General features: G+C 64.1%; 15 protein-coding genes and 1 tRNA gene. 8 read left to right on the top strand and 8 right to left on the bottom strand.

The window, feature by feature from the left end:
- The first annotated feature begins 13 nt into the window (after positions 1-13).
- The gene (locus ACSBOB_RS33265) at positions 14-415 is read left to right on the top strand and encodes a hypothetical protein (protein WP_442580265.1); all 402 of its coding nucleotides are present in this window, start codon (positions 14-16) and stop codon (positions 413-415) included.
- A gap of 79 nt (positions 416-494) precedes the next feature.
- Positions 495-1922 (top strand): exodeoxyribonuclease I, encoded by a 1428-nt coding sequence (sbcB, locus tag ACSBOB_RS33260; protein ID WP_442580264.1) that lies wholly within the window; start codon positions 495-497, stop codon positions 1920-1922.
- Between the two features lie 645 nt (positions 1923-2567).
- Here sbcB and ACSBOB_RS33255 read toward each other — a convergent pair.
- From ACSBOB_RS33255 to ACSBOB_RS33230, 6 genes are all read right to left on the bottom strand, one after another.
- Positions 2568-2644, bottom strand: a tRNA-Arg gene (locus tag ACSBOB_RS33255).
- Positions 2645-2918: 274 nt separating this feature from the next.
- Positions 2919-5294, bottom strand: coding sequence for an aldehyde dehydrogenase family protein (locus ACSBOB_RS33250; RefSeq protein ID WP_442580263.1), 2376 nt, complete (start codon positions 5292-5294; stop codon positions 2919-2921).
- Positions 5295-5454: 160 nt separating this feature from the next.
- Positions 5455-6546 (bottom strand): ISAs1 family transposase, encoded by a 1092-nt coding sequence (locus tag ACSBOB_RS33245; RefSeq protein WP_442580262.1) that lies wholly within the window; start codon positions 6544-6546, stop codon positions 5455-5457.
- A gap of 118 nt (positions 6547-6664) precedes the next feature.
- Entirely contained in the window at positions 6665-7714 is a 1050-nt protein-coding gene (gene deoC, locus ACSBOB_RS33240; RefSeq protein ID WP_442583918.1) for a deoxyribose-phosphate aldolase, read from the bottom strand.
- A gap of 194 nt (positions 7715-7908) precedes the next feature.
- On the bottom strand, positions 7909-8307 hold the full coding sequence (locus ACSBOB_RS33235; protein WP_442580261.1) for a DoxX family protein: 399 nt from the start codon (positions 8305-8307) through the stop codon (positions 7909-7911).
- A gap of 81 nt (positions 8308-8388) precedes the next feature.
- Positions 8389-9216, bottom strand: coding sequence for a ferredoxin--NADP reductase (locus ACSBOB_RS33230; RefSeq protein WP_442580260.1), 828 nt, complete (start codon positions 9214-9216; stop codon positions 8389-8391).
- 207 nt (positions 9217-9423) lie between these two features.
- On the opposite strand from ACSBOB_RS33230, the gene ACSBOB_RS33225 reads away from it, so the two are divergent.
- Positions 9424-11493: a hydantoinase/oxoprolinase family protein gene (locus ACSBOB_RS33225; protein ID WP_442580259.1), complete on the top strand. Its 2070-nt coding sequence runs from the start codon at positions 9424-9426 to the stop codon at positions 11491-11493.
- Between the two features lie 5 nt (positions 11494-11498).
- Positions 11499-13238, top strand: coding sequence for a hydantoinase B/oxoprolinase family protein (locus ACSBOB_RS33220; RefSeq protein WP_442583917.1), 1740 nt, complete (start codon positions 11499-11501; stop codon positions 13236-13238).
- A 384-nt stretch (positions 13239-13622) separates the two neighbouring features.
- On the opposite strand, the gene ACSBOB_RS33215 is transcribed toward ACSBOB_RS33220, so the two are convergent.
- Positions 13623-14846 (bottom strand): Tm-1-like ATP-binding domain-containing protein, encoded by a 1224-nt coding sequence (locus ACSBOB_RS33215; protein ID WP_442580258.1) that lies wholly within the window; start codon positions 14844-14846, stop codon positions 13623-13625.
- Between the two features lie 295 nt (positions 14847-15141).
- Here ACSBOB_RS33215 and ACSBOB_RS33210 point away from each other — a divergent pair, with 295 nt between their 5' ends.
- Together ACSBOB_RS33210 and ACSBOB_RS33205 are read left to right on the top strand one after the other, a co-directional pair.
- Complete coding sequence (locus ACSBOB_RS33210; RefSeq protein ID WP_442580257.1) at positions 15142-16653, top strand: malonate--CoA ligase; 1512 nt, start codon at positions 15142-15144, stop codon at positions 16651-16653.
- Between the two features lie 29 nt (positions 16654-16682).
- Positions 16683-17036 (top strand): DUF488 domain-containing protein, encoded by a 354-nt coding sequence (locus ACSBOB_RS33205; RefSeq protein ID WP_442580256.1) that lies wholly within the window; start codon positions 16683-16685, stop codon positions 17034-17036.
- Between the two features lie 45 nt (positions 17037-17081).
- Here the strand turns inward: ACSBOB_RS33205 and fsa are convergent, their stop codons facing one another.
- Positions 17082-17738 (bottom strand): fructose-6-phosphate aldolase, encoded by a 657-nt coding sequence (gene fsa / locus ACSBOB_RS33200; RefSeq protein WP_442580255.1) that lies wholly within the window; start codon positions 17736-17738, stop codon positions 17082-17084.
- A gap of 371 nt (positions 17739-18109) precedes the next feature.
- Here fsa and ACSBOB_RS33195 point away from each other — a divergent pair, with 371 nt between their 5' ends.
- Both ACSBOB_RS33195 and ACSBOB_RS33190 read left to right on the top strand, forming a co-directional pair.
- Positions 18110-19126, top strand: coding sequence for a substrate-binding domain-containing protein (locus ACSBOB_RS33195; RefSeq protein WP_442580254.1), 1017 nt, complete (start codon positions 18110-18112; stop codon positions 19124-19126).
- Positions 19127-19194: 68 nt separating this feature from the next.
- The gene (locus ACSBOB_RS33190) at positions 19195-20715 is read left to right on the top strand and encodes a sugar ABC transporter ATP-binding protein (RefSeq protein ID WP_442580253.1); all 1521 of its coding nucleotides are present in this window, start codon (positions 19195-19197) and stop codon (positions 20713-20715) included.
- Positions 20716-20717: the final 2 nt, after the last annotated feature.

Raw genomic sequence — 20717 nt, 5'->3', positions numbered from 1 at the left:
ACCGTACGAAAAGATGCGGGTCAGGGATCTGCTGCGCAGTGCGGCAGCCGACGACTTCATACGGGGCGTGGCCAGATTCACCCTTAGCAAGGATAAGCAGTCACTTGCCGACATCAAGCATGCGGTCGGGCGCGACAACGCCAAGTGGACGGTCGTGACGTATCTTCCGTTTCTGTGGAGACCAGAGGAGCACCTGTTCCTGAAGCCGGAGGTAACCAGGGATTTCGCCGAGCGGGTCGGTCATCGATACCAGTGGGACTATAAGCCCGACCTCGACATCACCGTTTACGAGAGCCTGCTCGATCTCAGGCGCCGAACAGAGAACGAATTGGAGGACCTTGAACCTCGCGACGGGATCGACATCCAAAGCTTCATCTGGGTGATCGGCGCCTACGACCTTGAACCACAACTCTGAACAGGAATTCGGTTCGAACTGGCTGCGTATTCGGCGGCCACGAGGACAGATCCACGTTCGCGGGGCGAAAGAACGTCAAGTGCCTTTCATCTTCTACGACACTGAAACCACGGGAGCGGACCGCGTGTTCGACCAGATCTTGCAATTCGCGGCCGTGCTCACCGATGACGAGCTGAACGTCGTCGACGAGTTCCAGATTCGGTCCAGGCTGCTGCCGTATGTCGTTCCCTCGCCAGGCGCGATGGTCGTGACCGGCGTCAGCGTCGAGCAGCTGTTCGATCCCGGCACGCCGTCGCACTACCAGATGTGCAGGCGCATCCATGCGGTCATGACGGCGTGGTCGCCAGCCACCATCGTCGGCTACAACTCTCTGCGATTCGACGAGGAGCTCCTCCGGCAGGCATTCTACAAGTCGTTGCTGCCGATCTACCTGACCAACACCAACGGCAATTCGCGTCTCGACGTGCTGACTATGGCGCTGGCCGTGCATGCGTTTCAGCCGGAGGCGCTGACTTGGCCGATTAACGAAAAGGGCCGGGTGAGCTTCAAGCTCGACCGGCTTGTGCCAGCCAATGGCTTCGACCACCGGAACGCCCACGATGCGCTGGCCGACGTCCATGCCACCATCCACATTGCCCGCTTGATCCGGGAGCGTGCGCCGGCCGTCTGGAGTGCCGCGACGGCCTATCGGACGAAAGCAGCCGCTGCCCAATACGTCGAGACGGAACCGGTGTTCGTGGCGACGCGCCTTGCCTTCGGTTTCCACAGTTCGCGCCTCGTCACCGCCCTTGGCCTGAACCCAGGCAACTCGAGCGAACTACTCGCCCTGGACCTGCAACACGATCCGGCGGAGCTCGTTTCGATGAGCGACGAGCAGCTCGCCGCGCATATCGCTACGGTGCCGCGACCAATCCTGTCGGTGAAGCTGAATGGTTGCCCGGTGTTCATGCCGACCGAGATCGCCGGGCCGCTGGCGCCGGGGCACGAGCTCGGAACGTCAGAACTTGCACACCGTGCGCAGTTGGTGCGGAACAATCCCGACCTGTGCAGCCGGCTGATCGCTGCAGTGCTGGCCGGACGCATCCCTTTCGAGGAGAGCCCGCATGTCGAAGAGCGGATATACGCCGGGTTCTACTCGCAGTCGGACCAGGCGGTTCTCGACGATTTCCACCGTTCCGATTGGCAGCGGCGGATCGAGCTCTCCAACCATTTCGAGGACGGCCGCCTAAGAATGCTGGCGAGGCGCATCGTCTACTGTGAGGCCCCTGAGGTCATCCCGGCCGAGACCAGGGTAAGCTACGCGCGCGCAATTGCGGACCGGCTTCACACGAGGAGGGAGACGACAGGACGGTGGACGACGCTCGACGACGCCATCGCGGAAGCGAACGAGCTGCTCGAACAAGACATAGCCAAGCGGGCATTAGTTCGAGATCACCTCGATTGGCTGAAATCTCGGCGGAAAGAAGCCGGTGCACTCCTGACAGGGCCATTCATGGCGATCGGCTGAGGCAGGCATTCTCGACTCGGCGAGCCTGCGGCTCATGGCTTTTGACCCGACCCGCCGAACAGGGGCAACATACTGTTTGTCGCCCCCCGCGACAGGCACCGAAACCTGAACCGTAGTGCCGCAGCCTGGTCCCGAAGTGATGTTGAACCTGCCGGCGCCAGCCGTCACCATCTGGGTGCATCCGGTGAGGCCGAGACCCGTATGCGAACCTGCCTTGGTCGAAAAGAACAGTATCTGGGTGTGAATCAGCGCTTGTGAGAGCAGCTTCCGAATGTCTCGGCAAAACGCCGGCTGCAGTTCTGTCTTTTGTTCGAGAATGGCGCACCCGACACGATTCGAACATGTGGCCTCCACCTTCGGAGGGCAACGCTCAAACGGGAATACCTTCACTTCTTGCCCCAGCGGCTGCATAGCTCCGACCCGCAATGGAACGAAGCCGTGCACCCACGACAAAGGGCGCTCAACGGATTGCGCCGAATTCCCGAAGTCCTTCGCCTGCCTATCCGATTGTCCATAACCGTTTCAAAAACCGTTTCAAATTGGAATTTTGAAACGGCGAAACTCGCATAAGGTATTGAATTTATTGGCGCGCCCGAAGAGATTCGAACTCCTGACCCCCAGATTCGTAGTTTGAAGGCTAGCAGTTGGCGCACCCGACAGGATTCGAACCTGTGACCTTCGCCTTCGGAGGGCGACGCTCTATCCAGCTGAGCTACGGGTGCATCTTGCTTACGCAGTGCTTACGCGGATTTTCCGCGACTTTGACGGGCCGGATACCCTTCGCGTAAGCCATTGATCTTCTACGTTCTTTTTCTCTCCATTTCGCGACCCACCGGCTTGACACGAGCCTTCGGAGGGCAGCGCTCTATCCAGCTGAGCTACGGGTGCAGACCGATAAGGCCGAACCGGATAGGACTCGGCCATCGCTTCTTATCCGAAGCCGCTGGGCTGTTCAACGGCCATCTTGGCGCCGCTGTATGTGCGACCGGGCACAGCTCAATCCCCGTAAGGCACCCAGACGTTCTTGACCTCGACGGCGCGGCGCAGGAAGGTTTCGCCGGCCGCCAGATCCGATGACCAGTCGAGCGCCTTGCCGCCGCTCGTCCACACACGCTTCAGATTGCCGATCGATTCGGCCTCGGCCTTGCGGCAGGTGTCGGCGTCGGCGACGACCCACAGCCCGTCGACATCGTCATGTTTGGCGAGCACGCCTGCAAGCTCGGCGCTGCGTCCGGTGACGATGTTGACCGCGCCGGCCGGCAGGTCGGAATATTCGATCACCTGGTAAAGGTCGGTGGCGAGCAGCGGGTATTTCTGGCTGGGCACCGCGACCACAGCGTTGCCCATGGCCAGCGCGGGCGCGACCAGGGAGATCAGGCCGAGCAGCGGCTGCTCGTCCTGCGCGACGATGCCGATGACGCCGACCGGTTCGTTGAGCGCCAGCGTCACGGCGCGGGCGGGTGGCTGGTGTACGCGCCCCTCGAACTTGTCGGCCATGCCGGCATAATAGAACAGGCGCTCGGCCGAGAGTTCGACCTCCTCGCGCGCCGCCTTGGGCGAAACGCCGGTGAGGGCGGCCAGCCGCGCCGAAAATTCGTCGGCACGAGCGGAAAGGTTTTCGGCGAGATAGTAGACCACCTGGCTGCGGTTGAAGCCGGTGGCATCGGCCCAGCCTTTGGCGCCGCGCGCGGCGGAGACGGCGTCGCGAATATCCTTGCGGCTGCCGAGGCCGACCTCGCCCAACACCTTGCCCTTGCGGTCGAGGATCGGCAGCGAATAGTTGCCGTCGGGCCGCACCTGCTTGCCGCCTATGAACAGCTTTGCCGTGCGGTCGATGCTGGGCAGGGCGTCAGCGCCTTCGGGCGAAGGCGCGACATCGGCCGCGGGCTTGATGGCCGCGCCATAGGGCAGGGGCGCGACCAGATATTCGAACATACCCTCGCGCCCGCCCTCGCGGCCAAAACCGCTCTCGCGATAGCCGCCGAAGCCACAGGCGGCGTCGAACATGTTGGTGCCGTTGACCCACACCACGCCGGACTTCAGTTGCGGCGCAACATGCAGCGCGACGTTCAGGTTCTCGCTCCACACGGAAGCGGCGAGCCCGTAACGTGTGTTGTTGGCGAGTTCGACGGCTTCCTCGTTGGTACGGAAAGTCATCGTCGCCAGCACTGGGCCGAACACTTCCTCCTGTGCCAAAATGTTGGCGGGAGCGACGCGCGTCGCCAGTGTCGGCAAATGATACCAGCCGGTCTCGGGCAGGGGGCAGTCCGGCTGCCAGCATTCGGCCCCTTGCGCAGCACCTGCCTCGATCAGCCCGCGCACCCGGTCCAACTGCACCTTGTCGACCAGCGGGCCGATGTCGGTGTTCTTGTCGAGCGGGCTGCCGACGACGAGTTTCGCCATGCGCGCCTTGACCTTGGCGATGAAGGCGTCGGCGATGCCTTCCTGCACCAAGAGCCGCGAGCCGGCGCAGCAGACCTGGCCCTGGTTGAACCAGATGCCGTCGACCAGCCCCTCTACAGCACTGTCGAGATCGGCGTCCTCGAAGACGATGAAGGCCGACTTGCCGCCAAGCTCCAGCGACAGTTTTTTGCCCGACCCGGCAGTCGCCTTGCGGATGATCTTTCCGACTTCCGACGAGCCGGTGAAGGCGATTTTTTGCGCGCCCGGGTGATTGACGATCGCCGCTCCCGCTTCCGGTCCGCCCTGGACGATGTTGACGACGCCTTTCGGCACGCCGACGCTCTCGCAGATCTGTGCGAACAGGATGGCCGTCAGCGGCGTGAATTCGGCGGGTTTCAGCACCACGGTGCAGCCGGTGGCCAGCGCCGGCGCGATCTTCCAGGCGAGCATCAGCAGCGGAAAATTCCACGGAATGACCTGGCCGACGACGCCTGCCGGTTTGTGGTCCGGAAACTCCTTGTCAAGCGCCTGCGCCCAGCCGGCGTGGTGGATGAAGTGGCGGATCGCGAGCGGCACGTCGATGTCGCGGCTTTCCCGGATCGGCTTGCCGTTGTCTATCGATTCCAGCACCGCGAACAGACGCTGATGGCGCTGCATGGCGCGGCCGATGGCGTAAAGCACTTTTGCGCGTTGATAGCCGGACTGCGCGCTCCACTTCGGCAGCGCCTTCACCGCGGCGGCGACCGCCGCATCGACATCCGCTTCGCCGGCGTCCGACACCTTCGCCAGAAGCTTCGTCGACGACGGCTCGCTGACGTCAAAGGTGTTGCCGGATGCCGCCGCCTTCCACTCGCCGCCGATATACAGCGCCTTGGAGAAATCGCGGGCCGCCAGCCAGGCATCCGCCTCGTTGCGGGCTTCCGGCGCCGGGCCGTAGTTCATGGCATTGAATTTCTCGAGGATATTCATGAGGTGCCTCCTTTACCCTCCCCCTTGTGGGGAGGGTCGATCGACGAAGCCGATCGGGGTGGGGGTAAATGGCTGTTCAGTTGATTCATCGGGATAAGTGAGCTTCCTCTTCGACCCCCACCCCGCGCCTGCGGCGCGACCCTCCCCCTTGAGGGCAGGGCTATCGCATATGAGTGATGAGCTGGAAGAGATAGGCGTCGTTCCATCCAGCGCGCATCATCTTGCCGCGCATGGTGTCGTTTTTGCTGTCGGCGCGGAAAGTATTGACGCAGAAGCGCCGCAGCAGAGCAAGGTTTTCGGGGCCGTGATCCTTGCGGGTTCGGCATTCGTCCTCGCGGAAGATCACGTCGAGCTGCCAGTGCAGGCCGTTTTCGATATCCCAGTGACTTCGAACGGCGGCAAGCAGGTCGTTTGCCGCCATCGGCCGCGAGAGCACGTAGAGGCAGCGCTCCTCCTGCCGTTTGTCTCCGACAACACGCGTGCGCCTGACCTCGCCGATCGCCGCAAGGCCGGGAAAGCCGTGCTTGCGGCCAAGCCCCGGCGCGCGCACCACCCGCGCCTGGCGCCATTCCTGGCGTCCGTGCCCCTCCTCCCGGGTGAAGGCCAGCGCCGCCCTGGGCGTGACGGCGCGGGCGAGGAGGTGCTCGGCGTCGGCCAGAAGCGCTTCGCGATTGCCCTTCAAGGCCAGCACGTAGTCGCCGCCGCGCCGCACGATCTGTTCGGCCATGCCGGCCGAGCAATGCAGCGCATCGGCCGTGACCACGGCGCCGCGCAGGTCGATCAGGCCGAGCAGGTCGATGGCCGCCCGGGCTTCGTTGCCGCCCTTTGCCGGCAAGGCCGCCAGCGTCATGCGCAGTTCCGTTCCCCAGGCCGACACCATCATGCGCGGCGCGAATTGCCGACCTTTCTCGAAGGCGCCGCGCATCGCCTTGCCGTCCAGCGCGACCTGCCGGTTGCCGCCGGCCGCCGCCGCGACATGCTGCATGAAGCCGGCGAAGGCCTCGGCAAAAGCCTGCGGGACAAGCTTGCGAAACAGCGCCGAGAAGGTGTCGTGCGAAGGAATGCCGTGCGAAAGCGTCAGCACCTGGCGCAGCATCGCCTCCTTCTCCTGGCCGAAACGCCAGATGTCCGAGCAATTCCTGGCGCCGCACAGCATCGCCGCGAAGGCAATGAACAGTATCTCGCAGAAATCGTGCCGTGCGTTCTGATCGCGCGGATCGAGATGACCGAATGCAGCCTGGATCGTTTCCATCGAGAGCTCCCCAACACTGGAGCCTTTCCAAGAATCCACAATCCGCCAATTGGCAACCCTCTGACAATCTACTCATATGCGATTCCCCTCCCACAAGGGGGGAGGGTGGGCGCCGACCTCATGCCATCGCGTGGCGATGGTTGGCCGAATAGCGGCCGGTCAGGTGATGCTCGAGCTGCCGCTCGATGTCGGTGAGCAGGCTGGAGGCGCCGAAGCGGAACAGATCGGGCTCCAGCCACGGGCGGCCGAGTTCCTCCTTCATCAGCACCAGCCAGTCGAGCGAGGCTTTAGCCGTCGAGATGCCGCCCGCCGGCTTGAAGCCGATCAGGAAACCGGTTTCCTCGAAATAGGCGCGGATGGCGCGCACCATGATCAGGCCGACCGGCAGGGTGGCGTTGACGCTTTCCTTGCCGGTGGATGTCTTGATGAAATCGGCCCCCGCCATCATCGCCACCATGGAGGCCAGCATGACGTTGCGCAGCGTGGCGAGGTCGCCGGTGCCGAGGATGACTTTCAGATGCGCCTCGCCGCAGGCGGCGCGCATCTGCACGATCTCGTCGTAGAGTTCCTGCCATTTCGCCGAGAAGACCAGGCCGCGCGGAATGACCACGTCGATCTCGTCGGCGCCGTCCTTCACCGATGCTTCGATTTCTTTCAAACGCGTGTCGAGCGGCGCCAGGCCATGCGGGAAGGCGGTGGAGACCGCCGCCACATGGATGCCGGTGCCGCGCACCGCCTCGGCCGCGGTCGCCACGAACGGATGATAGACGCATACGGCCGCCGGCCGGATGTTGGCGCCGGCGATGCCCAGCCCCTCGACGATGTCCGACCGGAACGGGTTGACCGCCTTGGCGCAGAGCCGGCGCACGCGCTCCTCGGTGTCGTTGGAGTTCAGCGTCGTCAGGTCCATGCAGGCGACGGCGCGCAGCAGCCAGGCGGCCTGGTTGTCGGCCTTGATCGAGCGGCGCTTCGTCAGGGACGCGACGCGCCGCTCCAGCGCGCTGCGGTTGACGTTGCGTGCCGATTCCAGGAAGCCCAGATCGAGCTTCATGCCGGGATTGCGGGCGATCGCATGCACCGCGACAGCGGGCGTGTTTGCCGCCTCGCGCGGCGGCAGCGGTGTCACGTTCGGGGTTTGCAGATTGGCCTGCGCCGCAGCCTTGCTCATCATTGCCTGCCCTTCGATGCCTACCGGCTGAATTACGCCAGCGGTCGTGTTTGGCCGAGAATAGGACAAACTCCGCCGAACGGGGAGTCCCAGCAGCCGAAGGGATAACGCAGTTCGGCGAACAAATCAGCCGGATTTTACCGGTCAGTCAAAATTCATGCGCGATGCGAGGTTTCAAACAGGCAAAATACCTGTCATCGACGAGCGCCGTCCACGCTCCAGGCGCCGGGGCCGGCGAACACCAGATAGAGAAAGATGAAGCAGAACAGGATTGCCGCGTCGCCCATATTGTTGGCGGGAAAAAAATCCTGCGGGGCATGCGCCTTGAAATAGGCGACGGCCATCTGGCCGGACAGGATGAAGGCGGCCGTGCGGGTGTGGAATCCAACGACAATGAGCAGCCCGCCAAACGTCTCGAGGATGCCGGCGACCAGCATCAGCGTGGAAAGCCCGCCGTCGCCAGGCGCCATGGAAGAAGCCGGGAAGCCGAACAGTTTCATGGTGCCGTGCTCGATATAGAGCAGGGCGGTCACGATCCGCAGGACCGCCAGAAACTGCGACTGGTATTTCGAGAGACCTTCGAACATCTGCAAATTCCCTGTTCGGCGTCCGACCGGCTGAGCACCGGGCCGCAAGCCTAACCGACTTGGAAACCTGCTGTCCAGCGTCAGCTTTCACCCGACGAAGGCGCGCTCCACCACGAAATCGCCGGGATGGTTCAGCGAGCCTTCCTTGAAGCCCAGGCTTTCGACCAGCTCCTTGACGTCCTTCAGCATGTGCATGGAGCCGCAGATCATCACGCGGTCGGTGGCGGGATCGAGTTTTTCGATACCGAGATCGCTGTAGAATTTGCCGGAGCCGATCAGCGCGGTGATACGGCCCATATGGCTGGATTCCTCGCGCGTCGTCGTTGAATAGAGTGTGACGCGGCCTTGCGTGAACTCGCCGATCAGCGGGTCATCGGCGAGGCCTGCGACCAGTTCCTGGCCGTAGACCAGTTCGGCGCGGTCGCGAGAGGTATGGGTGACGAAGACCTGCTCAAATTTTTCGTAGGTGTCGGGATCGCGCAGCAGGCTGGCGAAGGGCGCGATGCCGGTGCCGGTCGAGATCATGAACAGGCGTTTTGCCGGCGTCAGCGCGTCGACCACCAGTGTGCCGGTCGACTTGTGCCGCATCAGCACGGCGTCGCCCGGCTGGATCTTCTGCAGTTCGGAGGTCAGCGGGCCGTCCGGCACCTTGATGGAGAAGAACTCCAGTTCCTCGTCCCAGGCAGGGCTCGCAACGGAATAGGCGCGGAAAACCGGCTTCTCGGCATTCGGCAGGCCGATCATGACGAACTCGCCCGAGCGGAAGCGCAGGGACTGCGGGCGGGTGATGCGAAACGAGAACAGCCGGTCGGTATAGTGTTTCACCGACACCACCGTCTCGACATGTACGTTGGCTGGAATCGGGAAAGCCAGCGGCCGGACCGCAGCGTTTCCGAGAGAGAGGGGGGAGTTCATCGACGCCGCGCCTTTTCGTTTTCTTCAGCGCAAAGGCGTCTTTCGCGGCGGACCCGAACGGCCCGGCGCTGCTCAACGCATGCCCGAAAGCTAAGCTCTTGTGTCGGAAATTTATTAGTATACAAACGAGTTTAGGGTCAAGACGCGGGCGGAGAACAGCTTTCCAAACTGCCCGGGGCGACTAGTCCGGCATTGCGGGTTTGTCGAATGGCAGAGAATAATTCCGCGCGGCCGGGAAGCGTCGTGGCCGGCATCGATGTCGGCGGCACATTTACAGACCTGATCCTGATCAACGGAAGCGACGGCGGCAGGGTGCGCATCGCCAAGACCCCGACCACGGTGGACAACCAGGCTTTCGGCGTCGTCGCGGCCCTGTCGGAGACCGGATTTCCGATCGGCGACATCGACCTGATCGTGCACGGAACGACCACCACCACCAACGCGGTGCTGGAACGCCGGCTGGCCAGAACGGGCATGATCACCACGCGCGGCTTTCGTGACGTGATCGAGCTTGGCCGGCGCACACGGCCGCAGGCCTATGGCATGACTGGCAGTTTTGTGCCCGTCATCCCGCGCAACCTCCGGCTCGAGGTAACCGAGCGCATGGAGGCGTCAGGCGCGGTGCATACTGCGCTGGACGAGGACGCGGTGCGCGACGCGGTGAAGCGGCTTCTCGCCGCCGGCTGTGAATCCATCGTCATCCATTTCCTGCATTCCTATGCCAATCCGGCGCATGAGCGGCGCGCCGCCGAGATCGCGGCGGAACTCTGGCCGAACGCCTATGTAACCACCGGCCATTCGCTTCTGTCTGAAGCGCGTGAATTCGAGCGCGGCGTCACGGCGGCGGTTAACGCCAGCGTCCAGCCGATCCTGGAGCGATATGTCGAGCGGCTGCGGCGCGAGCTGGAAGGGCGCGGCTATGGCCGCGACTTCCTGATCATGAACGGCAATGGTGGCATGATCTCGGCGCGCTACGTGACGCGCGATGCGGCGAAGACCGTCATGTCCGGGCCGGCTTCCGGCGTCATCGCCGCCGCCTATACCGGAAAGCGGGCCGGCTTCCCGTCGCTGGTCACTTACGACATGGGCGGCACCTCGACCGACGTGGCGCTAATCCTCGACGCCCAGCCCGCCGTCTCCAACGAGATCGAGATCGAATATGCGATGCCGATCCATGTGCCGATGGTGGCGGTGCACACCGTTGGCGCCGGCGGCGGCTCGATCGCCCGCGTTGACGCTTCGGGCCTGATCCAAGTCGGCCCGCAAAGCGCCGGGGCCGACCCCGGCCCGATCTGCTACGGGCGCGGCGGCATGGAGCCGACCATCACCGACGCCAACCTGGTACTCGGCCGGCTCAACCCGAAAAAACTGCTCGCCGTCGAACGGCCGGTGACGGTCGAGCATGTGCGGGCGATCTTCGAGGACAGGATCGGCCGCGCCGCTGGCCTCGACGGCTACGCGGCGGCCGGCGCGGTGCTCAGGCTCGGCAACATGAAGATGGCCGGCGCGATCCGCATGGTCTCGGTGGCGCGCGGCTACGATCCACGCGATTTCACGCTGTTCGCCTTCGGTGGCGCGGGACCGCTGCATGCCAGCGCGCTGGCGCGCGAACTCGGCTTGCCGCGCGTGCTGGTGCCGGCGCGGCCGGGCATCACCAACGCGCTGGGCTGCGTCGTTGCCGACCTGCGCCACGATTTCGTCAACACGGTCAACCGTCCGGTGGCGACGCTGGATGAGGCGGCGATGCGGGCGGTGCTGGAAGGCCATCGCGCCCAGGGCGTGATGCTGATCGACAAGGAGGCGGTGAGGCCGGAGGTCATCCGCTTCAGCCATTCCGCCGACATGCAGTTCGTTGGACAGACGCATATCGTCACCGTGCCGCTGCCTTCGGCGGAGGTTTCGCGCGGCGAATTGCAGGCACTGTTCGAGAAAGCTTATTTCGCGCGCTTCCGGGTGGAGCTTCCCGAAATCCGAGCCAATCTCGTCAACCTCAACACCTCGGTGACCGGCGTGCGGCCACAAGTCGACCTGTCGCGGCTGATCGACCCGGCCGGTCGCGCGGCTACTCTCGCCGATGCGCTGACCGAGATCCGGCCCGTCCGGTTCGACGGGATTTTTCGCGACACGCCGATCTATGCGCGCGGAAAATTGCCGCTTGATACTGAAATCGTCGGGCCCGCGATCCTCGAGCAGATGGATGCGACGACGGTGCTGGAGCCTGGGGACCGGGCGCGGTCGGACAGCGACGGCAACCTGATCATCGAGGTCGGAGCATGACAGCGATGACGCTCGACGCTATCACCCTTTCCGTCATCCAGGCGGCCCTGCAGCAGACCTGCGACGAGATGGACCTGACCTTCTCGCGCGCCGCCTTCTCGCCGGTGATCGCTGAGGCCAACGACCGCTCGGACGGCATCTATTCGGCGCTCGACGGCTCGCTGATCGCCCAGGGCAGCCAGGGCCTGCCGGTGTTCGTTGGCGTCATGCAATATTCGACGAAGACGATCATCGAGATGATCGCCGCCGGCCGCTGCCTCCCGCCTCAGGAGGGCGACATCTATATCGTCAACGACCCCTATCTCGGCGGCACGCATCTGATGGACGTGCGTTTCGCCATGCCGGTCTATCGCGGCGGCAAGATATTCTGCTGGCTGTCGAACACCGGCCATTGGCCGGATATCGGCGGTGCGGTGCCGGGCGGCTTTTCCGCCTCGGCGACGGCGGTCGAGCAGGAGGGGCTGCGCCTGCCGCCGGTGAAACTGTTCAAGAAGGGCGTGCTCGACACCGAAATCTACGCGATCATCACCTCCAACATCCGCGTCGCCGACCAGCGTATCGGCGACATCAAGGCGCAGGCCGCCGCCCTTCATGTCGGCCGGGAACGGCTCTTCCAGATTCTGGACCGCTACGGCGACGGCACGGTCGTCGAGGCGATCGCCGAACTGCGCCGCCGCGCCGCTGAGCAGATGCGGGCGAACATCGCGCGCATTGCCGACGGCACCTACCGCTCGACCGCCTTCGTCGATTCCGACGGTGTCGTCGACCGGCCGCTGACCATCGCGCTGGCGGTGGAGAAGGCGGGCGACACGCTGACCTTCGATTTTTCCGGCTCCAGCCCGCCTTGCGCCGGACCCATGAACAGCGTGCTGGCGACCACCCTTTCGTCGGTCTATCTCGCCATGCGCCATATTTTCCCCGATGTGCCGATGAGCGCCGGTGCCTTCGAGCCTTTGGTTGTCAAGCGTCCGGAAGGGACTTTCCTCGACGCAAAGTATCCTCGGCCAGTATCGGGCTGCGCCGCGGAAGTCTCGCAAAGAATAGCCGAGGCGGTGTTCGCGGCCCTGGTTCAGGCCTTGCCGGACGAGGTTACGGCGGCGCCGGCGGGGTCGAGCGGGAATTTCGCTCTGGGCGGGCATGATCCGGCTCGCGGGCGCGATTTCGTCATGTACCAGATTTCCGGCGGCGGTTATGGCGGACATGCCGGGGGTGACGGATTGACCAATGGCTGCTCGACCATCGGCATCTCGAAATCGCCGCCGGTCGAGATCATGGAACAAGCGTTTCCAATCCTTTACCGGCATTATGCGCTGCGCGAGGGCTCCGGCGGCGCGGGAAAACAGCGCGGCGGTTTTGGCCTCGCCTACGAGGTCGAACTGCTGCGCGGCGAGGCGCGCGCGTCTTTCGTCATGGATCATGGGCGGGTCGGGCCGCAGGGCGTGCTCGGCGGCAAGGATGGTGAAGTGAACAAAGTCACGGTCTGGCGCGACGGAGTGGCCCACGTGCCGCCGCACCTGTCGAAAGAGCAGGATATTCCGCTGAAGGCTGGCGACCGGGTGAGCGTAAGCACGCCGGGCGGCGGGGGTTTTGGCGATCCTTTCCTGCGCGATCCGCAGGCGGTGCTGAAGGATATCAGCCTTGGATATTATTCGGAAAATCAGGCGGTAAGACTGTTCGGCGTAGCCCTTCGCGATGGCCGGATTGATGCCGAGGCGACGGCCCGTTTGCGGGCGAACCGGGGCTGAAAGCCGTTCCATCCGGCGGGCGAACTTGACGGACCGGACTGCCTCGCCGAATCCATGTGAAGTCCGTAATATCGCACGATTCCAATGGTTTGTGCGCTCAATACGCCTGCGATGCGGTATTTGGCTTCACTATAGGCCCGAAAATGGCGATCGTGACGCTGTTTTCGGTGTTTCGGCTTCACGCCGGGGCCTTTTGACTTCACAAGCAAAGAGCGTTTGAGACGCACCGATTGATCGTGCGTCCTTCGAGGCTCGCCCTTCGAAAATCGAGCCCGGCTCTCCGCTTCGTGCGGGCTCGCACCTAGGATGAGGATCGTGGGTGGCTGCAGCGCCGGTCGCAAGCGGCTCGGCATGAGAAGGTATCTGCAGCACTGGTCCCGGCGGCTACAGGGTGGCCCTCGCTTCGATCGCCTCGACCAACAGCCGCGCCGCCTCAGTCGCGAAAGCCTCGTCGTTGATGTCGGTATCCAGTTCGACCAGCCGGACATTGCCGGCGAGGTTTTGTTTCAGCGTCTCGAACAATGCCGCGTCCGCCGCCGGGTCGTGGAACGGCTTTCCCTCCATGCCGATGGACGACACGCCCTGTTTCGGAATCATGAAGACGGTCGGCCCGGTCGCCCGGTTGAGTTTTTGGGCGATGGTCGTGCCAAGCGCCGCATTCTCCTCGGGCGTGGTGCGCATCAGCGTGACCAGCGGGTTGTGGCGGTAGAAGGTGCGGCCGGCGTAGCGCGCCGGCACGGTGTCGGGCGCGCCGAAATTGACCATGTCGAGCGCGCCGGCCGACACGACCTGCGGGATGCCTTTTTCGCCGGCAGCTTCCAGCCGGTGCGGCCCGGCGGAAAGGATGCCGCCGGCGAGTTCGTCGGCGAGTTCGGTGGTGGTGATGTCGAGCACGCCGACGATGAAGCCGGCGCGGATCAGTTCCTCCATGGTGCGGCCGCCGGTGCCGGTGGCGTGGAAGACCAGCACTTCGTAGCCGGCCTCCTCCAGCACGGCCCGCGCCCTGGTCACGCAGGGCGTGGTGACGCCGAACATGGTGGCGGCGACAAGCGGCTTTTCCTCGACCTGTTTCAGGCGCTCGACGCCGGCCATGCCGACGATGGCGCCGGCGGCGTTGGAGAGGATTTGCGAGGACAGGCGGTTGATGCCGGCGATGTCGACGATCGACGGCATGACCACAATATCCTTGACGCCGACGATCGGGCTGACGTCGCCGGAGGCCAGCGTCGAGACGATGAGTTTTGGGAAGCCGACCGGCAGGGCCTGCATGGTCGCGGCCGCGATCGACGTGCCGCCGCCGCCGCCCATGGCGACGATGCCGTCGATCCGCCGTTCTGCGACGAGGCGCGTGGCAAGCGCCGCCGCGCCCCGGCTCATGACCACCATTGCCTCGCCGCGGTCGCGCCGCGCCACCAGCGTTTCGAGATTGCTGCCGCCGGCCTTCGCCACCTCGGCGGCTGAAATGTCGGGCCGGAAGGGCGGCTCGCCGAGCACGCCGGCGTCGATCACCAGCGTTTTCGCGCCCAGCGCCTCGACGCGCGCTTTGAGAAATGCGTATTCGACGCCCTTGGAATCGAGCGTGCCCAGCAAAGCGACTGTTTTCGTCATCGGCCCTCCCCGCGCGGCGGTCACCGTCCCCGTCGCGTCGGCCGATCCTATGCCTCAATGGGAAGCGTGACGACAAGCGTTTGGTTTTGTTCAATTGCCGGGGGTTGCGTCTCTATGTGCTGCTCGGACTGATCATCCATGGTCAGTCCAGCACGGCTCGATCTGAACCGTCACGTTGAACAGTGCGTCCCACCCCGTAGCCGAAATTCAGCCGGAATACGTTGCTGCCACTCCCCGGTTGCACCCGCTCCGGCTTGGCGCTAGCCATCGCATGCCAGTGCGAGAAAAAATCCCGATGAACCATTTGTTCGACCTTGTCCGTTCCCGCATGCCGGAGGCCGGGAAACCGTGCCTGGAGCGCGAGGACGGCCGCGTGCTGACTTACGGCGATCTGCTTGCCGAGACCGGCAGGCTCGCCAATGCGCTGGTGGGGCTTGGCGTGAAGCCCGGCGACCGGGTCGCCGCGCAGGTGGAAAAAAGCCCGGAGGCGCTGCTGCTCTATCTCGCCTGCGTGCGCGCCGGCGCGGTGTTTTTGCCGCTTAACCCAGGCTACATGCTGCGCGAGGTCGAGTATTTCCTGCTCGATGCCGAGCCGGCCGTTGTCGTGTGCCCGCCAGGCAAGAACGCCGAGATGGAGGGCATCGCGGCAAAAGACTGCCGGGTCGTGACGCTGGGCCATAAGGGGGACGGCTCGGTTGTCGAACTTGCGGCCGGCCAGCCTGAAAATTTCGAGGACCGGCCGCGCGAGGCTGGCGACCTCGCGGCGATCCTCTACACCTCCGGCACGACCGGGCGCTCCAAGGGTGCGATGCTGACGCATGGCAACCTCGCCTCCAACGCGCTGACGCTGGTCGACTATTGGCGTTTCACGCGTGACGACGTGCTGATCCACGCGCTGCCGATTTTTCACACGCACGGCCTGTTCGTGGCGTTCAACACGGTGCTGCTGTCCGGCGCCAAAATGCTGTTCTTCCAGCGCTTCGACCCGGCTGAGGTGATCACGGCGTTTCCGCGGTCGACGGCAATGATGGGCGTGCCGACCTTTTATGTCAGGCTGCTCGACCATCCGGGGCTGGCGGGCGCCCGGCTGGAGACGATGCGGCTGTTCGTGTCGGGCTCGGCGCCGCTGCTGGCCGAGACCTTTTCGGCGTGGAAGGAGCGGACTGGCCACGCCATCCTCGAACGCTACGGCATGACCGAGACCAACATGAACACGTCGAACCCTTATGACGGCGAGCGCATGGCCGGCACGGTCGGCTTTCCGCTGCCCGGCGTCGACCTGCGCGTCGTCGACCCGGCGACCGGCGAAAAGCTTGGCGGGGAGGCGATCGGCATGATCGAGGTGCGAGGGCCGAACGTGTTTTCCGGCTACTGGCGCATGCCGGAGAAGACGGCGGAAGAATTCCACCCGGACGGGTTCTTCATCACCGGCGACCTCGGCAAGATCGATGCGCAGGGTTATGTGCAGATCGTCGGGCGTGGCAAGGATCTGATCATTTCCGGCGGGCTCAACGTCTATCCCAAGGAGGTCGAGACCGAGATCGACCTGTTGCCGGGCGTGCTGGAAAGCGCGGTGATCGGGCTGGCGCATCCGGATTTCGGCGAGGGGGTGACGGCCGTGGTGGTGAGGGAGCGTGGCGCCGAGATCGATGAGGCCGCCGTGTTGCGCGGGCTGGAGAACAGGCTGGCGAAGTTCAAGCAGCCGAAGCGGGTGATGTTCGTCGAGGAACTGCCGCGCAATACGATGGGCAAGGTGCAGAAGAATGTGCTGAGGCAGACCTATGAGGGACTGTATCGGAAGGGGTGAGTCGCGTCCCGACGAAGGGAGATGAACGCATGGTCAGACTGAAACGGGCGTATGAGCAGCCGTCGAGCGAAGACGGCTTCCGCATCCTTGTCGACCGGCTGTGGCCGCGCGGGGTCGCTAAGGCCGACGCCGCGATCGATTTGTGGCTGAAGGAGGTCGCGCCGAGCGCGGAATTGCGCCGCTGGTTCGGCCACGATCCGGAGAAATGGGAGGAGTTTCGCCGCCGCTACCGGGATGAACTCGACGGCAACGCGGAAGCCGTCGAGGAACTGCGGCGGGTCGTCGCCGGCAAGGACAAGGTGACGCTGCTCTACGCGGCGCGGGACGACGAGCACAACAATGCGGTCGCGCTGCTCAATTACCTGAAAGCGTCTGAAAAGTAGGGCGGACGCCGGCCGCGTTTATCGGCCGGCGCGCAAGGCAAAAGATCAGCCGATGGTCTGGCCGGTCTTGGCCCAGTCGGCGAGGAATTGTTCCAGGCCCTTGTCGGTCAGCGGGTGCTTGACCAGCGCGCGCAGCGTCGCCGGCGGGGCGGTGATGACATCGGCGCCGATAAGCGCTGCCTGCTTGACGTGGTTCACGGTGCGCACCGAGGCGGTCAGGATCTCGGTCTTGTAGTCATAGTTGTCGTAGATGGTGCGGATTTCCGAGATCAGCTCCATGCCGTCCGATCCCGTGTCGTCGATGCGGCCGACGAAGGGCGAGATGAACGAGGCGCCGGCCTTGGCGGCCAGCAGCGCCTGGTTGGCCGAGAAGCACAGCGTGACGTTGACCATGCGGTTCATTTCGGTGCGGATCGTCTTGCAAGCCCTCAGGCCGTCGAGCGTCAGCGGCACCTTGATGCAGACATTGTCGGCGATCTTGGCCAGCACCTTGGCTTGCTCGATCATCTCCGAATATTCGGTGGCGACCACTTCCGCCGAGACGGGTCCGTCGACGATGTCGCAGATCTGCTTGGTGACCTCGGCGATCTTGCCGCCGGATTTCAGGATCAGCGACGGGTTGGTGGTGACGCCGTCGAGCAGGCCGAGATCGTTGAGCTCGCGGATTTCCTTCACATCGGCGGTGTCGACGAAAAATTTCATGGGACCGTTTCCTTTGTTGTCCGCGTGACCTGCTGACCGTCCTGGGCGGCTCGCGCCGTGGGACTGGTCTTGCCTCACGGCCTTTTATGCGATCCCGCCCCGCCCTCAAAGCGGTGTTTTCATTCGCCGGTCTTTTCAATCACCGGTTTGCCACTCCCACCCACCCGCGCCTTCAATTCCGGCCCGCGCCAGTCGGGCAATGCTCATTCGTGGCCGTAAAACGCCGCATCGAAAGCCGCCTGTTGACAGGACAGCCGGCTGCGGATATTTCCGCTATGAAATAGATGTCACTAAGTGAAATTTATTTCACGCATGACAATCGAAGGCGACCGGGAGGGCTCTGGTCGCCGCCATCGGAGGAGAACAATCGCATGAAGAAATTCTTGATAGGCCTTGCCGCCGGCGTGTCGCTGCTGGCCGCCACGGCCGCGCAGGCTGAAAGCAAGTATCAGTGCAAGGAAGGCGAGACCTATGTGATGAACGTCATGGTCTCGGGCGTGGAATACTGGTTCCCCGTCTATGAGGCGTTCAAGCAGGCCGCCCAGGCGATGGGCTGCAAGACCGCCTATACCGGCACGCCGGAATATGACGTGACCAAGCAGATCGCCAGTTTCGACCAGGCGCTGGCCAAGCAGCCGGCGGGCATCCTCGTCCACCCGATGAACTCCGATCCGTTCATCGAGCCGATCAACCGGGCCGTCGATTCCGGCGTGTCCATCGTCACCTTCGCGGCCGATTCGCCCAACAGCAAGCGCGCTTCCTACGTCACCTCGGACAACAACAAGGAAGGCGCCTACGCGGCTGACGTGATCGCCGAGGCACTCGGCGGCAAGGGCGAATACGGCATTCTGGAAAATCCCGGCCAGGACAACCACGACAAGCGCGTCGTCGCTTTCATCGCCCGGATGACGGAAAAATATCCCGACATCAAGCTGGTCGGCCGCGCCGCCACCAACCAGGACCCGACAAAAGCCTACCAGGCGGTGCTGTCGATGGCGCAGGCCAATCCGAATCTCGGCGCGCTGTTCATGCCGGAGGCCAATTCGGCGCTGGGCGCGGCCCAGGCGGCGCAGGAACTCGGCGGCAAGATCAAGATCATGAACGCCGACGTCAACGGCAAGATTCTGGACATGATCAAGGCCGGCCAGGTGTTCGGCGCGGTCAACCCGAACCAGGGAATCCAGGGCTATATGGGCTTCATGCTGCTGTTCAACGCCGCCCATCCCGACCTGATTGACCCGATGAACGACTGGAAGCGCTCTGCCTACAACCCGATGGGCGTGCCTTTCGTCGACAACGGTTTCGCCGTGGTCACCAAGGACAATGCCGACGATTTTTATTGGGACGCCTATCTGAAGCGGCGCGGAACCAAAGGCATCGAGGAATAATCTTTCCTCTAAGCAGCCGGGCGGCTCAGCCGCCCGGCCTGTTCCCGAAAAACAACCGGCAATCCGTCATGCACGAAACCCTCGCACTCGAAGTCAGGGGCGTCTCAAAAGCGTTCGGCCCGATCCAGGCGTTGAAGGACGTCAGTTTCGGCCTGCGCAAGGGCGAGATCCATGCGATCGCCGGCGAGAACGGCGCCGGCAAGTCGACGCTGATGAACATCGTCGACGGCATTTTGAAGCCGGATCGCGGCGAGATTTTTGTCGGCGGCCGCAAGGCCGAGATGTCGTCGCCGGAAAAGGCCCAGGAACTCGGCATCGGCTTCGTGCACCAGGAAATCGCGCTCTGCGCCGACATCTCCGTTGCCGAGAATATCTTCATGGCCGCCACCAACCGGCGGCGGGCTTTGTTCATGAACTATGGCGAGCTGCGCGAAAAGGCGCGCGCCGTGCTCGCCACGCTGGGCGACATCGACCCGGACCTGCCGGTCGAGAGCCTGTCGATTTCCGAGCAGCAGATCGTCGAGATCGCCAAGGCGCTGACGCTGGATTGCTCCGTGCTGATCCTCGACGAGCCGACCGCAGCACTTACCGAACGCGAGGCCGGAAAGCTGTTCGCCATTATGGCCGACCTGAAGCGCCGGGGCATCAGCATCATCTATATCAGCCACCGCATGGCCGAGATTTTCGGCAATTGCGACCGCATCACCATTCTACGCGACGGCCGCTACGTCTGCACCGAGGAGATTTCCGGCATGACGCCGGAGGCGGTCGTCGGCCGCATGGTCGGCCGGCATCTCGGCGACCTCTACCCCGAAAATAATTCTGCGAGCGCCGATGCGCCCGTGCTGCTGTCGGTCGAGGGACTGAGCGATGGCGAACGGTTCCGCGACGTCTCCTTCGATCTGCGCGAGAAGGAAATCCTCGGCATCGCCGGCCTGATCGGAGCTGGCCGCACCGAGATCGCGCTGGGCGTCTGCGGGCTGCGCCCGACGGTATCCGGGCGTGTCACGCTGGCAGGCAGGGACGTCACTCCGCGCGGCTATACGGACAGCATCGCCAACGGCGTCGTCTACCTCTCGGAGGATCGGAAGGGCGCCGGCATCTTCCTCGATCTGCCGATTGCCGCAAACGTCTCGGCGCTGCGGGCCGAGCAGGTTTCGACCGCCTACGGTTTCATCGACCGCAGCCGCGAGCGGCAGCAGGCGAACCGGCTGGGCAATGCGCTCAACCTCAAGCGCGGGTCCATCGACGATCCCGTCTCCACGCTGTCGGGCGGTAACCAGCAGAAGGTGGCGATTGCCAAGATGCTGTCGGTCGACCCCAAGGTGATCCTGCTCGACGAGCCGACGCGCGGCGTCGACGTCGGCGCCAAGGCCGAGATCCACCGCATCCTGCGCGACCTCGCCAACAGCGGCACCGGCATTGTCGCGATCTCCTCCGAACTGCCGGAACTGATCGGCCTGTGCGACCGGGTGATCGTCATCCATGAGGGGCGCATCGCCGGCGAGGTTATAGGCGCTGATATGACCGAGGAAAACATCATCCGCCTGGCCTCCGGCCTGGCGCCGGCGGAAAGGGAGAGGGCATGACT

This window comes from Mesorhizobium sp. KACC 23794 (assembly GCF_052180275.1).
Taxonomy (GTDB): Bacteria; Pseudomonadota; Alphaproteobacteria; order Rhizobiales; family Rhizobiaceae; genus Kumtagia.
Note: the sequence above shows the minus strand (reverse complement) of the source record. Positions and strands in the feature narration are given on the sequence as shown.